At 63.1% G+C, this 14,301-nt stretch carries 13 protein-coding genes; 10 read left to right on the top strand and 3 right to left on the bottom strand.

Annotation, left to right across the window (positions count from 1 at the left end; genetic code table 11):
- Positions 1–34: 34 nt before the first annotated feature.
- Positions 35–1,339 (bottom strand): ATP-binding protein, encoded by a 1,305-nt coding sequence (locus V7Q53_RS01595; RefSeq protein ID WP_333826614.1) that lies wholly within the window; start codon positions 1,337–1,339, stop codon positions 35–37.
- Positions 1,336–2,061: a response regulator transcription factor gene (locus tag V7Q53_RS01590; protein ID WP_333826613.1), complete on the bottom strand. Its 726-nt coding sequence runs from the start codon at positions 2,059–2,061 to the stop codon at positions 1,336–1,338. The genes V7Q53_RS01595 and V7Q53_RS01590 overlap by 4 nt, the downstream gene beginning before the upstream one ends.
- 756 nt (positions 2,062–2,817) lie before the next feature.
- Here V7Q53_RS01590 and V7Q53_RS01585 point away from each other — a divergent pair.
- From V7Q53_RS01585 to V7Q53_RS01565, 5 genes are all read left to right on the top strand, one after another.
- The gene (locus V7Q53_RS01585; protein WP_333826612.1) at positions 2,818–4,014 is read left to right on the top strand and encodes an efflux RND transporter periplasmic adaptor subunit; all 1,197 of its coding nucleotides are present in this window, start codon (positions 2,818–2,820) and stop codon (positions 4,012–4,014) included.
- A gap of 4 nt (positions 4,015–4,018) precedes the next feature.
- Positions 4,019–5,971: a MacB family efflux pump subunit gene (locus tag V7Q53_RS01580; protein ID WP_333826611.1), complete on the top strand. Its 1,953-nt coding sequence runs from the start codon at positions 4,019–4,021 to the stop codon at positions 5,969–5,971.
- The gene (locus V7Q53_RS01575) at positions 5,968–7,317 is read left to right on the top strand and encodes an efflux transporter outer membrane subunit (RefSeq protein WP_442954403.1); all 1,350 of its coding nucleotides are present in this window, start codon (positions 5,968–5,970) and stop codon (positions 7,315–7,317) included. Before V7Q53_RS01580 ends, V7Q53_RS01575 begins: the two co-directional genes overlap by 4 nt.
- A 240-nt stretch (positions 7,318–7,557) precedes the next feature.
- Complete coding sequence (locus V7Q53_RS01570) at positions 7,558–7,806, top strand: WGR domain-containing protein (RefSeq protein ID WP_333826609.1); 249 nt, start codon at positions 7,558–7,560, stop codon at positions 7,804–7,806.
- 63 nt (positions 7,807–7,869) lie between these two features.
- The gene (locus V7Q53_RS01565; RefSeq protein WP_333826608.1) at positions 7,870–8,580 is read left to right on the top strand and encodes a 4-carboxy-4-hydroxy-2-oxoadipate aldolase/oxaloacetate decarboxylase; all 711 of its coding nucleotides are present in this window, start codon (positions 7,870–7,872) and stop codon (positions 8,578–8,580) included.
- A 73-nt stretch (positions 8,581–8,653) separates the two neighbouring features.
- Here the strand turns inward: V7Q53_RS01565 and V7Q53_RS01560 are convergent, their stop codons facing one another.
- Positions 8,654–9,340: a GntR family transcriptional regulator gene (locus tag V7Q53_RS01560; RefSeq protein ID WP_333826607.1), complete on the bottom strand. Its 687-nt coding sequence runs from the start codon at positions 9,338–9,340 to the stop codon at positions 8,654–8,656.
- Between the two features lie 153 nt (positions 9,341–9,493).
- On the opposite strand from V7Q53_RS01560, the gene V7Q53_RS01555 reads away from it, so the two are divergent.
- The 5 genes from V7Q53_RS01555 to V7Q53_RS01535 all read left to right on the top strand — a co-directional run bounded on the left by V7Q53_RS01555 (position 9,494) and on the right by V7Q53_RS01535 (position 14,292).
- The gene (locus tag V7Q53_RS01555; protein WP_333826606.1) at positions 9,494–10,489 is read left to right on the top strand and encodes a Bug family tripartite tricarboxylate transporter substrate binding protein; all 996 of its coding nucleotides are present in this window, start codon (positions 9,494–9,496) and stop codon (positions 10,487–10,489) included.
- A 65-nt stretch (positions 10,490–10,554) separates the two neighbouring features.
- Positions 10,555–11,400, top strand: a complete 846-nt coding sequence (locus V7Q53_RS01550) for a fumarylacetoacetate hydrolase family protein (RefSeq protein WP_333826605.1) — start codon at positions 10,555–10,557, stop codon at positions 11,398–11,400.
- A 133-nt stretch (positions 11,401–11,533) separates the two neighbouring features.
- Positions 11,534–11,980: a tripartite tricarboxylate transporter TctB family protein gene (locus V7Q53_RS01545; RefSeq protein ID WP_333826604.1), complete on the top strand. Its 447-nt coding sequence runs from the start codon at positions 11,534–11,536 to the stop codon at positions 11,978–11,980.
- Entirely contained in the window at positions 11,980–13,494 is a 1,515-nt protein-coding gene (locus tag V7Q53_RS01540) for a tripartite tricarboxylate transporter permease (protein ID WP_333826603.1), read from the top strand. Before V7Q53_RS01545 ends, V7Q53_RS01540 begins: the two co-directional genes overlap by 1 nt.
- Before the next feature lie 150 nt (positions 13,495–13,644).
- Positions 13,645–14,292 carry a LysE family translocator gene (locus tag V7Q53_RS01535; RefSeq protein ID WP_333826602.1) on the top strand — a complete coding sequence of 216 codons (648 nt, stop codon included), beginning with the start codon at positions 13,645–13,647 and terminating at the stop codon, positions 14,290–14,292.
- The last annotated feature ends 9 nt before the right edge of the window (positions 14,293–14,301 follow it).

Genomic DNA, 14,301 nt, shown 5'->3' with positions numbered 1-14,301 from the left:
CGAAACCGTCGGGCGCAAGGGCCCCGGGGCAGGATCATGCCATGCGCTGGCGTCCCACAGGCCTTGCTGCAGGTTCCGCCCCAGCCTCCTCGGCCAGATTCAGCCAGACCGTCTGCACCAGTCCCTGCGGTGCGCGGTTTGCAATCACGATCCGTCCGCCCGTCCGCTCGATGATTTCCTGCGCGATCGCCAGACCCAGACCAGCACCGGGAACAGATTGCCTGCGGGCGGGGTCCACGCGGAAGAACGGCTCGAACACCCTCGGAATCAGGGCTTCGGGGATACCCGGGCCGTTGTCCGTAATTGCAACGATGGCCAGTCCCTGATCCTTGCGCAGGGCGATCTGCGCGCCGCCTCCGTGTTTGGCGGCATTGGCGATCAGGTTTGACAGCGCGCGTTTCAGGGCCAGTGGCCCCGCCTGAACACGGGTTTCGGGCAATGCGCCATATTCCACGGCATGGCCGATGCCCGCCAGTTCCTCCGCCACTTCGCGCAGCAGAAGGTCCAGCCGGATCACCTCGGCGGTATCGCCGCCCGCCTCTTCCCGGACCAGCCGGATTGCGCTGTCGGCTATCCTCTCCAACTCGTCCAGATCCTTCAGCCAGCGTGCGCGTTCGTCATCGTCGGCGAGGAATTCCACCCGCAGGCGCAAGCGCGTCATGGGGGTGCGCAGGTCATGGCCTGCTGCTGCCACCAACCGCATGCGGCTGTGCATCGCGCCCTTCAGCCGCGCAGACAGATCGTTCAACGCCCGCGCTGTCGCCCTCACCTCGGCCGAGCCGGATTCCGGGATCGGTTCAAGCACTCCGTCTGCCCCCACATGCGACACGGCGCTGCGCAAAAGCTCCAACGGGCGTGTCAGACGCCATGCTGCATAGATTGCCACGCTGGTGCTGCCCGCCACGATCAGCGACACCCAGACCGCCAGAATCCGCCAGGCGGAATCAGGCGGTCGGAAATCCGGCAGTTCGACCACGAGCCAGCCGGTTTCACCCAGATCGACCGAGGCCAGCGCCACCGGCGCCTCGGCGCTGCGCGTCACCGCCACCGGCAGCGCCTCGCCGGTGCGTTCCAGCGCATGGGTCAGGAAGCGGGTGGTGTCTGGATCGGGCGCGCCGGTGTCCGGGCCGGGGCGGATATCGGCACCGGCTCTTTCGGCAGCACCGCGGTCATGAACCACAAGTCCCGCCAGCAGACGGATCTGGCGGGCGACGGGTTCGATGGTCGCCTCGGGCAGCGGTGGCCGCAGAAGATTGCTGGCGACAAGCGACGCCAGCCCGACAACCCCCACAATGGCGGCGACCAGCAGCGCCGCAATGCGCGCGCGCAGGGTGTTCATGAGGCCTCCTGCATCTGAACGGGGGTTGCCAGCAGATAGCCGCCATTGCGCACGGTTCTGATCAGCCCGTCGCCGCCAGGATCACCCAGCTTGCGGCGCAGCCGGCTGATCAACACATCAATCGAGCGGTCCATCGGATCGCGGGCGCGGCCCTGCGTCAGGTCAAGCAGCTGATCGCGCGACAGCAACCGGCCCGGACGCTCAAGAAAAGCATGCAGGAGGTCGAATTCAGCGCCCGTCAGGTCAACCGAACGGCCGTCTGGAGCAAGGATCTGGCGGGCATCCACCCGGACCGTGTAACCGGCAAAGACATAGCCTGGCGCCGTCTGCGGGGCGGGGACGGCGCCGGAATTGAACCGCCGCAACACCGCCTTGATCCGCGCAACCAGCTCGCGCGGGTTGAAGGGCTTGCCCAGATAATCATCGGCGCCGATTTCAAGGCCGACAATACGGTCCACATCCTCTTTCAGCGCGGTGAGCAGGATGATCGGCACATTCATGCGGGCTTCGCGCATGGTGCGGCAGATATCCAGACCCGAGCCATCGGGCAGCATCACATCCAGCACCACCAGATCCACGCGTGAATCCGCAAGCTTCGCTTCCAGTTCGCGGCGGCTGGCGGCGGTGATCACGCGGAAACCCTGCGTTGAAAGATACCGTGCCAACAGCGAGCGGATCTCGGAATCATCGTCAACCACCAGAATGCTTGGCCCCGTCTGCATGCGCATCATCCCGTCCTGTGCGGCTTGGTCATGCCGTGTGTATATCGCGTTATCCGGCAACAAGTGCCGGGCAATTTGTTTCCCGATGTTTCCATCGCCGGAGATGGAAACTTTTCGTCACAAAAAGGCCGTTGCGGGAAACACTTCGTCACGGGGCAGACCAACGCGGGAAACGCGGCGCATCTAAGTGTCTTGCGACCGCAGCAATTGTGGTCGCGTCCGCACCAATCCCGGGCATTTGCGAAAAATGGAGTTTCCGATGAAGCACAGCGCCCCTGTCGCCCTCGCAGCCCTGATGTGTCTGGCTGGCGCCCCTGTCCTTGCCCAGCAGGCCCACGGCCAGACAACTGCGGAATGCACCCGCGATGCATCGACCTGCCGACAGGTCCTGCCACAAGGCCAGTTACAGGGTCAACAGTTGCAGCGCCCGGGTCAGCCGCAGCAACAGGCACAGCCGCAGGCGCCCTCACGGCAGACGACCGGCCCCGGTCAGGCAGGGCGGCAGGCGCCGCAGGTCAATCATGGCCCGGCACCCCGCGTTGGTCAAAGTGCCCGCAGTGGCCGCAGCTTCCACCAAGCGGCGAACAGCCGGTTCCCCAGAGCACCGCGCGGGCAGGAATATCGTGCAGTGAACGGGCATCTGGTGCTGGTGGACAGTAACAGCTTGCAAATCCTGGCAATCATGGGCCTGCTGGAGGCCTTGTTGCAATAACCTGCCGCAAGCGGCGCGGTCTGCTTCAGACAGGGAAAGCTTTCATGCACATTTCCAGAATTGTCGGCATTGCCATGGCCGCCGCTGCCGCCGGGCTTGGCGGCTGGCTGTGGTGGCAATCGCAGTCAAGCGACACAAATGGTGTGTTGACCGCCGCTGTGACGCGCGCGCCGATCGAACAGACCGTGCTGGCCAGCGGGATTCTGAAGCCCTCAAGGCTGGTTGCGGTGGGGGCACAGGTTTCAGGACGTATCACGGCGGTGCATGTCAGCGTTGGCCAGCCGGTATCGGAGGGCGATCTGATCGCCGAAATCGATTCCGTCACGCAGCAGAACGAGCTGCGCACCGCCGAAGCCTCGCTGGCATCGGCCCGTGCCCAGCGTGCGGAAAAGGAAGCGACGCTGACACTGAACCAGCGTTCGCTTGAGCGCCAGGCGCAGATGCTCTCGCGCGGCACCACCACCTCGGCTGAATATGACAGCGCCATCGCGGCGGTTGCCGTGACCCGAGCGCAGATCGACGCGCTGGATGCCCAGATCGCCCAGAGCGAACTGGGCATCGAAACCGCCGTGGCAAACCTTGGCTATACCCAGATCACGGCACCGATCGCGGGCACGGTGCTGGCGATCGTCAGTCAGGAGGGGCAGACGGTCAATGCCACCTCCGCCACGCCGACCATTGTCATTCTGGGTCAGCTGGATGTGATGACCGTTCATACCGAGATATCCGAGGCCGATATCGGGCGGGTCCGCAGCGGCCAGCCCCTGTGGTTCACAACACTGGGCGACACCTCGACCCGCTATGACGGCGAACTGGGCATCATCGAGCCCGCCCCGGCCACAATCCGGACCGACAGCACAATCGATTCCACCAATACCTCTACCTCGTCAGCGTCTGCGGTCTATTACAACGGCACTTTCGATGTGCCCAATGCCGATGGCCTGCTGCGCACCTATCAGACCGTGCAGGTCAGTTTTGTTCTGGGCCGGACGGAGGATGCGCTGGTCATCCCCGTGAACGCGCTTGGCGCACAGGGCACGGACGGGCGCGTCGCGGTGCAGGTTCAGGCGGCGGACGGGCGGATCGAGGTTCGGCAGGTCGCCACCGGGCTGAACAGCGGCATGGCGGTGGAAATCACCGACGGGGTCTCGGAGGGGGAACGCGTGGTCATCGGTCAGGCACTGTCGCGCGCGGGCAGTTCCGCCGCTGCGGGCGGACCGCCGATGATGATGGGGTTCTGACGCCATGACAGCAACGCCACTCATCGAACTGCGCGATATCACCCGTTCGTATCCGGCGGGCGAAGGCACGATTGATGTGTTGAAAAACATCAGTCTGACCATCGATGCGGGCGAGCAGGTGGCAATCATCGGTGCCTCGGGCTCGGGCAAATCGACGCTGATGAATATTCTCGGCTGTCTGGACCGGCCGACAAAGGGCACATACCTGATTGAGGGCCGCACCGTCTCGGAACTGGGGCCGGATGAACTGGCCGCGCTCAGGCGCGACCGGTTCGGCTTCATCTTTCAGCGCTACCATCTGCTGGCAGAGCTGAGCGCGCTGGACAATGTTGAAATCCCCGCCATCTACGCCGGCGCCACCGCTGAAGCACGGCGGCGCCGCAGCGCCCGGCTGCTGGAGCGGCTGGGCATGGGCGAGCGCCTGCAGCACCGGCCCGGGCAGCTTTCCGGAGGGCAGCAGCAGCGCGTGTCGATCGCGCGGGCGCTGATGAACGATGCCGAAGTCATTCTGGCCGACGAGCCGACCGGCGCGCTGGACACCCAGAGCGGGCAGGAAGTGCTGAGCATCCTTGACGAGCTGGGCGCCGAAGGCCGGACAGTGATTGTCGTCACGCATGATCCACGCGTCGCTGCCCGGTCTTCCCGCGTGATCGAGATCAGCGATGGCAGGATCGTTTCCGACCGCCGGAGCGACAAGGGGCCGGGTGCGGCCCTGGACATACCGGGCCGCGAAGTCAAAGCGCGGCCCCGCCTGTTTGCCTTTGCCGCGCGGTTCCGTGAGTCCTTCCGGATGGCGGTGGTTGCGCTTGCTGCGCACCGGCTGCGTACGCTTCTGACCATGCTGGGTATCGTGATCGGCATTGCCTCGGTCGTGTCGATGGTGGCGCTTGGTACCGGGTCGCAGCAGCAGGTGCTGGACAATATCTCCAGCCTGGGGACCAACACGCTTGAAATCTACCCCGGCACCGGCTTTGGCGACACCCGCGCAGACCGGATCACCACGCTGGTCGTTTCGGATGCTGATGCCTTGGCAACCCAACCCTTTGTGGCCGCCGTGACGCCCACTGTCACGGCCAATGCCACCCTCCGGTACGCTGCCGAGGAAGCGAGCGCCCAGATTACCGGCGTGGGCGCGCAATATTTTGACGCGGCGGGCGTCACGCTGCTGAGCGGGCGGGTGTTCGGACAGGAGGCCGTGGCGGGGCTGGCACAGGTGGCGGTGATCGACACCAATACGCGTAATGCGCTGTTTGACGGTCTCAACCCGCTGGGTCAGGTGATCCTCGCTGATCAGGCACCGCTGCGGGTGATCGGCGTGGTGCAGAGCCAGTCGCGCGGCCCCGGCGGCGGGCAGTCGCTGTCAGTCTTCGCACCCTATACGGCGGTGCAGACGCGGCTTACCGGCTCGACCACGCTGCGCAGCATCACCGTGCGGGTGGATGACGACACCGGGATGGACAGCGCCGAAGCCGCCGTGACCAACCTGCTGACCCTGCGCCACGGCTCGAAGGATTTCTTCATCATCAACACCGACGACATCCGCGAAACCATCACCTCAACCAGCAAGACCATGACCTTGCTGATTTCAGCCGTCGCGGTCATCTCGCTGATCGTCGGCGGGATCGGGGTGATGAACATCATGCTGGTTTCGGTCAGCGAACGCGTGGGCGAAATCGGGGTGCGCATGGCGGTAGGGGCGCGGCAGTCCGACATTCTTCAGCAATTCCTGATCGAGGCGGTTCTGGTCTGCCTTCTGGGCGGGGTGATCGGCATCGTCGGCGCGCTGGCTGTCGGGCAACTCGCCGGCCTCTTCGGCAGCAGCTACAGCTTTATCTATTCCTCCGCGTCGATCCTGCTGGCTTTCATATGCTCCAGCCTGATCGGGATTGTGTTTGGCTTTTTGCCGGCGCGCAATGCGTCGCGGCTCGATCCTGTTCAGGCTCTGTCGAAAGGATGACTACCGTGCCCGTCCGCCTCACCCCCGCATTCCTGTTCGCTCTGGCGGCCTGCGCGCCGGTCGGCCCCGATCCGCTTGCGCCCCCTCGGATCGACCTTCCCGCCGCCTATGTCGGCGCGGATGCCGCTGCCCCTGTCAGCCGCGCCGAGACCCGGTTCTGGACCGCCTATCGTGACCCCATGCTGAACGACATTATCGGGCGGGGGCTGGCCCAGAGCCTTGATATCCTTGCCGCGCAAGAGCGCATCCGCGCAGCGCAGGCAGATCTGCGCGGTCAGGGCATTGCGGCAACGCACCTGTCGGGCAATGCCAGTGCATCGCTGACGCGCAGCGGCGCGGGTGGCGTGAGCGGCGAAAGCCATAGCGCCGGGTTGGGCGCGGCGCTGGTGTTCGATCTTTTCGGCGGCCTCTTCCGGCAGCGACAGGCCAGCGCCGCCGCGCTCGACGCTTCCGCGGCTGCCGCTCAGGCCACCCGGCTGGCCTGGCTCGCCGAGGTCATCGGTGCCTATAGCAACGCGCGTTACTACCAGCAGGCGCTGGAGGTCACGCGCCAGTCGATCCGCACGCGTGACGGAACTGTCCGGATTACCGCAGACAAGGTCGAGATCGGCACCGCCACCAATCTGGAGCTGATTCAGGCGCGCGCACAACTGGAAAGCGCCCGCGCCGACCTTCCCGCCCATGACGCGCAATTCGCGGCGCAAGTGTTCCGGCTGGCAACCTTGCTGAACGAACCCGCCGGGCCGTTGCTGGTGCGCATGCAGCGCGGCGCGCCCCTGCTGCGCATTCCGCCGACGCCATCAGCCGGCATTCCCGCCGATCTGCTGCGCATCCGCCCCGATGTGCGGCAGGCGGAAATGGCACTTGTTCAGGCCACCGCCGCGATTGGCGTTGCCACCGCGGATATGCTGCCATCGCTTACCCTGAGCGGCTCCATCACCGATACCGGCAGCTCTGGCTGGAGCTTTGGGCCGCAGCTTTCTCTGCCCGTTCTCAACCAGACCGGCCTGAGCGCGACCCGCGACCGCCGCGTCGCGGAGGCGGCACAGGCCGGGATTGAATGGCGCGCCGCTGTTGCCAGCGCCATTGAGGATGTGCAGACCGCCCTTTCCAACCTGCGCCGCACGCGGCAACGTCTCAGCGCGCTCAGTGCCGCACTGCGCTCGCAGGAAGAGGCGCATGACCTGGCGGTCAGCAGCTTTCGGGAGAATTCCATCACCCTGCTTGAACTGCTGGAAATTGACCGGACAACCGTTTCGGCGCGCTCTGCGGTTCTTTCCGCCGAGAATGACGCCGCACAACAATGGGCCGTGCTCAGCCTCGCGATCGGTGAGGGCCTGGAATGACGCACCAGTCTGCACCGCAGTGGAGTGCCGGATATCCCGTCGCCACTGTCGCGCTCAGGGGCTGGCGGCGCTGGGTTGTGCGCCGGGAAGCCCTCAGGGACAAGGAAAGCAGATCAGAAGCTGACCGGCGGCGCGGAGGACGGGGAGTGGGAGAGCCGACACTGGACCGATCGCAAATTGTTGTAGTAGTATTCGTTCTGACCACAAGAGAATGAGCTCTTGGGCATCAGAAACGAAGCCATGCAGTATGATGTATTTCCCGAACGGCTTCATCTGCGCCGGACAGATCTGCCCCGGAACATGAACCGCTTCTACGAGATCGTGGTGCAGCGTGATCTGTTTGGCGCTGCCGTGCTTTCGTGCGAATGGGGACGCATCGGCAGTCCGGGCCGTGTCAGGCAGAGGGTTTTTGTGGATGAGGGTCAGGCGGTGAATGCGCTCCTCGATGTTGCAAGGGTCAAGAAGGGGCGCGGGTATCGGGTGTTGTGACCGGATCGCCATCTGGCGCGGAAGCGACTGATCCGACCAACAGAAGAAGGGGGGAGCATGGATATGCTGGGTGTTGCTGTCAGGAAGATCGAACGCGCGGAACCGGGGATAATTGCTGCGCTGCGCGATGCCGGGGTGGCAAGCGTGCACGAGGCGCAGGGCCGGACCGGGTCTATGGGTGCCGAACTTGGCGCGCTCGTTCCGGGCGCGATCATGGGGGGCTCTGCCGTGACCGCCCTTTGCGCGCCGGGTGACAACTGGATGCTGCATGTCGCCATCGAACTGATGCAGCCCGGGGATGTGCTGGTCGTCGCCACGACCTCGCCCAGCGATGATGGCTATTTCGGCGATGTTCTGGCAGAATATGTCCGGTGCCGCGGCGGGGCGGGGGTGGTGCTCGACACTGGCGTGCGCGATGTGGCGGTGCTGCGCGCGGAGCGCTTTCCGGTCTGGTCACGAAGGGTTTCGGCACAAGGAACGATCAAGCAAACCCTGGGCGCGGTCAATGTGCCCGTCATCTGCTGCGGCCAGCGCGTAGTGCCGGGCGATGTGGTTCTGGGCGATGATGACGGCGTGGTGGTCGTCGCACGACGGAGGGCCGCTGCGGTTCTGGCCGATGTACAAGCCCGCATTGCCAAGGAGGAGGCGATGCGGGCCGGGCTGCGCGAGGGTGGCCATACGCTGGATCTTCTGGGCCTGCGCGAGGGGCTGCTGCAGAAGGGGCTTCGCTATGTTGATGGCCCGGTCAGCTGGGACGCCGAAGGCGACCTTTGACTGGCGGAAATGAACGCAGCCTTCGCATGCTTGCGCTGACTCCGGCCAGCGCCAGCGCCGCAACGACCGCAGCTCATTTCCGTGTTCCTGCGCCCGGATCGCATATGCCTGCGTCGAGCAGAATCTTGATGGTCAGCGACAGATGGGCGCGGATGCGCTCGCAGGCGAGTTCGGCATCGCGGCTGATGACCGCGTCCATCAGTGCCTTATGCTCCTGATCAAGGTCACGCTGCTCCTGTTGCAAAGCCACCGACAGGCGGCGATAGCGCTCGGAATGGGCAAACAGCGTTTCGCGGATGCGCAAATACCAGCGGTTGGTACCTCCGGCCACAAGGCTGTTGTGGAATTTGGCGTGCAGCTCGGCCCAATGGTCCTTCATGGCCGGGTCGGTGCTTAGCGCAGGCGTGCGCTCCATCCGGTGGTAGGCTGACAGCAGGGCAACCTCCCAGTCCATATCCCCTGAACGGACAGATTCGCGCAGGCAGAGGCATTCGATTTCGATACGCGCATCCGTAAGCTCGATCAGGTCGTCACGGTCAATTCCCGGCACAACAAAGCCGCGCTGTGACTGCGCGATCAACAGCCCCTCTGCGGCAAGCCGGCTTGCCGTTTCGCGGATGACGCTCAGGCTGACACCAAGGCGGTCCGCCACCGGACCGAGCAGCAGTTTGCTGCCGGGTGTCAGCCGACACGAAAGGATGTCGTCGCGGATACTGCGATAGGCCATCTCGCCACGGCTCTTGGGCTCAGTGATTGACACTGCTTTCTCCAAAAAAAGATTTTTTGTTGTTTGTCCGATTTTTCTATATAATATCTCAAATGGGCGATCTGAACAGAGTCGGCATTCACTTTTTCGGAGGAGGAGGGGTCGTCCACGACAGAATGATCGGCTTTATGCAACGGAGGAGATAGCATGAAACTCGGATCTAGGCGCTTGTTCATTGCCCTTTCTGCGGCGACCGCGATGGTCGCGGCTACACCGCTTTGGGCGCAGACCTTTCCCAGCCAGCCTGTCAGGGTGATTGTGCCATTCCCCGCTGGTGGCACGACAGATGTCGCCGCACGGGTGTTTGCTGAAAGGATGGAGGGCTTTCTGGGTCAGCCTGTGGTTGTCGAAAACCGGGCTGGCGGTGGGGGGTCTGTGGGTGCCGATGCGGTCGCGCGCGCCGATCCTGACGGGCACACCCTGCTCTTTCACAACATCACCTTCTCGGCCACGACAACTGTGATGCAGCGCGAGGGCCGGGCGCTGCATGACATCGAGGAAGATTTCGAACCAGTCTCAATCGCGGTGAATGTGCCGATGCTGCTGTTGGCGCATCCGGATCTTGGCGTATCGAATCTGGAAGAATTCGTCGAACTTGCGCGCACGCGGTCCGAGGCGGGCGATCCGCTTTTCTACGGTTCGACCGGGCAGGGTTCGATCATCAATCTCGTTGGCGAAGTGATCAAGCATCAGGCAGAGCTGGAGATGGATCACGTTCCTTTCCAGGGTGCCGCACCCATGGTCCAGGATCTTCTGGCCGGGCGTGTCCAGTTCGGCGGTGACCAGCTGGCCACCTCGCTTGAACATGCGCGCTCAGGTCGCCTGACCGGGCTTGCGGTGATGGCCAGTGAGCGTTCGCCTGCGCTTCCCGATGTTCCTACGGTGGGCGAGATGGGTTTTGAAAGCCTCAATCTTGTCGGGTTCAACGGCTTCATCGCGCCCGCTGGTACGCCACGCGATGTGATTGACCGCATTCAGGAAGCCGTGGCCCATGCCGCCGCTGATCCTGAGGTTCAGGCGCGGATGGAAGCAATGGGCGCCGAACCCGCAGCCTCCAGCCCCGATGAGTTCCGCGAGGTGCTGCGCACACAGGTTTCACAGATGCGCCCCTTGGTCGAGGAACTGAACATCGGGATGCAATAAACTATGGCCGGTCGCGGCAGCATGCCGCAACCGGCACGACGCCGAAAACAGAAAGGAAAACAACGATGAAATTGCTGCGCCACGGAGAAACCGGGCACGAGAAACCGGGCATTCTGGCCTCTGACGGGACGATACGGGACCTGTCCGGCAAGGTGCCGGATATCGCGGGGGCGACACTTGCCCCCGAAGGTCTGCGCGCGATTGCGGCGATCGACCTGATGTCGCTGCCGATCGTACCGGCGACGACCCGGCTGGGAGCGCCCGTCTCGGGGATGACCAATTTTGTCTGCATCGGCCTCAACTACGCCGACCACGCCGCCGAAACCGGCGCCGATGTGCCGAAAGAGCCGATTGTCTTTCTGAAATCGTTGGGCGCATTGGCAGGGCCGAATGACGATATCCTCATTCCGCGCGGGTCGGTAAAAACCGACTGGGAATGTGAGCTGGCAATTGTCATCGGCACAACCGCGCGGCGCGTGTCACAGCAGGATGCGCTTGATCATGTTGCGGGATTCACCCTGTGCAACGACGTGTCGGAACGCGAATGGCAGGCCGAACGCGGCGGCAGCTGGGACAAGGGCAAGGGCTTTGACACATTCGGGCCGCTTGGACCCTGGCTTGTGACCAGGGATGAGATTGCGGATCCGCAGAACCTGGCCATGTTCACCGATGTCGATGGTGAGCGGATGCAGGACGGCTCCACCAGCACCATGATCTTTGGCGTGGCGGAACTGGTCAGCTATGTAAGCCAGTGCATCACGTTGCACCCCGGCGATGTGATCGCAACCGGAACCCCGCCCGGCGTGGGTCTGGGCAAGAAGCCGACGCCGATCTTTCTGCGCGCCGGGCAGGTTGTCCGGCTCGGCATCGAGGGTCTGGGCGAGCAGACCCACAAGATGGCCGATGCCTGAAGCAACGCCTGTCCGGCCGCTACAGGGCCGGACAGGCTGCCACGCTTTGACGTGGGCATGTCCACGCCAACTTTACCTGTCAGTTTTCGCAAGCCAAGACCGATGAACCCATGATCTCATGCAAAGCTGCACCATGCCCCGTCTGAACCAGAAGGATTTCTTCGGCGGTTTAGCCATCCTGTTGATCGGTGGGGGGTTCACCTATTTTGCCTACCGGCTTGGGCTGGGAACGACACGGCGCATGGGGGCGGGCTACTTTCCCTTTGTCTTCGGCGTTTTCACAATGGTTCTGGCGCTCGCCACCATGGCGGGCGCGTTCCTGAGCACCGAACGCTTGCGAAGGTTGCCGTGGCGACCGATGGTCGTGCTCTGCGCCAGCATCTTCGCTTTCGTGTTGCTGCTGCCCCGCGTGGGTCTGGTGCCGACCGTTTTCTCCACGCTTCTGCTGGCTTCCATGGCCGATGACAGAGGGCGCTTCATCCAGTTTCTGGCGCTCGCCGCTGGCGTCAGCATCGGGGCATGGCTCATTTTCGTGGTTGGCCTCGGGTTGCCCATCCGCCCGTTCAGGAACCCGTTCTGATGGATATTCTTGCGAATCTCGCAATGGGTTTCGGGGTAGCGTTCACACCGATCAACTTGATGTACTGCTTTTTTGGCGTGTTTCTTGGCACGCTGATTGGCGTTCTGCCGGGGATTGGCGCGCTTGCGGCCGTTTCGATGCTGTTGCCGATCACCTTTTATATTCCGCCCACTGCGGCGCTGGTGATGTTGGCCGGGGTCTATTATGGGGCCGAATACGGCGGTTCGATCGCCTCGATCCTTCTGAACCTGCCCGGCACGCCGTCATCGGCAGTGACATGCCTTGACGGCTACCCGATGACACAGAATGGCCGTGCCGGGGTGGCGCTTTTCGTGACCACCCTCGCCTCTTTCGTGGGTGCCAGCTTCGGCATCATCACCCTCGCGGCCTTTTCGCCGCTGCTGGCCTCTTTTGCGTTGTCATTCGGTGCGACCGAGTATTTCTCGGTCATGGTTCTGGGATTGATCGCGGCGGCTTCGGTCACGCAAGGATCGGCGCTCAAGGGCATCACCATGGTCGCGCTTGGCGTGCTGATCGGCTGTGTCGGCACCGATGTGAACACAGGCATCCCGCGCTATGCCTTTGGCTTTCCGGATCTTTACGATGGCATCAGTCTGGTTGCGCTGGCTATGGGCCTTTTCGGCATTTCCGAGGTGATCACCTCGATCCATTCGCGCGATGAGAAGAACCGGATTGATGAAAAGATCACCATGCGCTCGATGCTGCCCACGCGCGCGGACATGCGCGAATTCACCGGCCCGGTCATGCGCGGCACGTCGATAGGGGCGTTCTTCGGCGCGCTGCCGGGAACCGGGCAGACGATTGCCTCGTTCATCGCCTATGCGATGGAAAAACGTGTGGCGCGTGACCCTTCGCGCTTCGGCAAGGGGGCAATTGCCGGCGTCACCGCCCCTGAGGCCGCGAACAATGCCGCCGCACAGACCGCCTTCATTCCGACCCTGACCATGGCCATTCCCGGCAGCGCGACCATGGCCCTGATGCTGGGGGCACTGCTTATTCATGGCATTACGCCCGGCCCTTCTTTCATCCGCGATCAGCCCGAGATGTTCTGGGGGCTGGTTGCCAGTTTCTGGATCGGCAATGTCCTGCTGGTGATGCTGAACATTCCCATGATCGGCATCTGGATCCGGCTGCTGAAAATTCCCTACCATTTTCTTTATCCGGTGATCATCGTCCTGATCTGCATTGGTGTTTACAGCGCCAACAACAGCATCACCGATGTTGGTCTGGCGCTTGGCTTTGGCGTTCTCGGTTATTGCATGCGGCTGTTCGGTTATGAGCCTGCGCCGGTGCTGATCGGCTTTGTGCTGGGCCCGATGCTGGAAGAAAACTTCCGCCGCGCGATGCTGTTCTCGCGGGGCGACTATTCCACCTTCGTTACCCAGCCTGTCAGCGCCGTGCTGCTTGCCATGGCCGCGCTGCTGCTGGTCTGGGCGATGGTGTCCTCGTTTCGTCAACGCAGCCGTATGCGTAATGAAACCAACGGATTATGACGGGGTTGAACGCCCGGCACCGCGCCTTCCGGCACCCATGTAGCGGGATGGCCGAAACGCCTGTCTGAGAGGCCGGATCGACCAATGTGGCAGGGGCCTGACTTTATTTTTCCGGCTCGCCAAGGCTGAAGCTTCTGCTAGTCTTTTGCCATGCTGCTCGACCCGAATCTCACGGTTGCGTATGTCGTCCTTGCAACCGCGCTTGCGGTCGCGCCAGGGCCTGATGTTCTGTTCGTTGTCGCAAACGGAATGAGGCACAAGGTCAAAGGCGCAATCGCGTCGGCGCTTGGTATCGGTTGCGGATCGATTTTTCATGCTATTGCTGCGGCTCTGGGCATCTCGGCGGTGGTCGCAGCGTCTCCTGTCGCATTTGAAACGCTCAGATATGCTGGCGCGGCATATCTTCTGTATCTTGGTGTCCAGGCGCTAAGATCCTGGGCAAACCACGCGGATACCCCATCGCCTCACGATGCGCCCATCGAAATCTCTCTCTGGGATGTATTCCGTCGCGGACTGATTACGAACATACTGAATCCGAAGGTCGTGGTTTTCTACTTGGCGTTGCTTCCCCAGTTCGTAAGCGTCGAACTCGGAAATATTGGCCTTCAGATTTTCCTTCTGGGCAGCATTCACAACGTCATTGGCGTGACATTTCTTGTCGGCGTCGGACTTGCGGCAGGCAAAGCCTCCGGGTGGGTGGCACAGACAGGTTTCGGCAGATGGATGGATGGCATTGCAGGCGTGTTCTTTATTGGTCTGGCAATGCGCCTTGCGCTGACTGGCAAGCCGGAACACTAAGCGCAGACA

The sequence above is a fragment of the Pararhodobacter sp. genome (assembly GCF_036802785.1).
In the GTDB taxonomy this organism is placed as follows: domain Bacteria; phylum Pseudomonadota; class Alphaproteobacteria; order Rhodobacterales; family Rhodobacteraceae; genus Pararhodobacter.
Note: the sequence above shows the minus strand (reverse complement) of the source record. Positions and strands in the feature narration are given on the sequence as shown.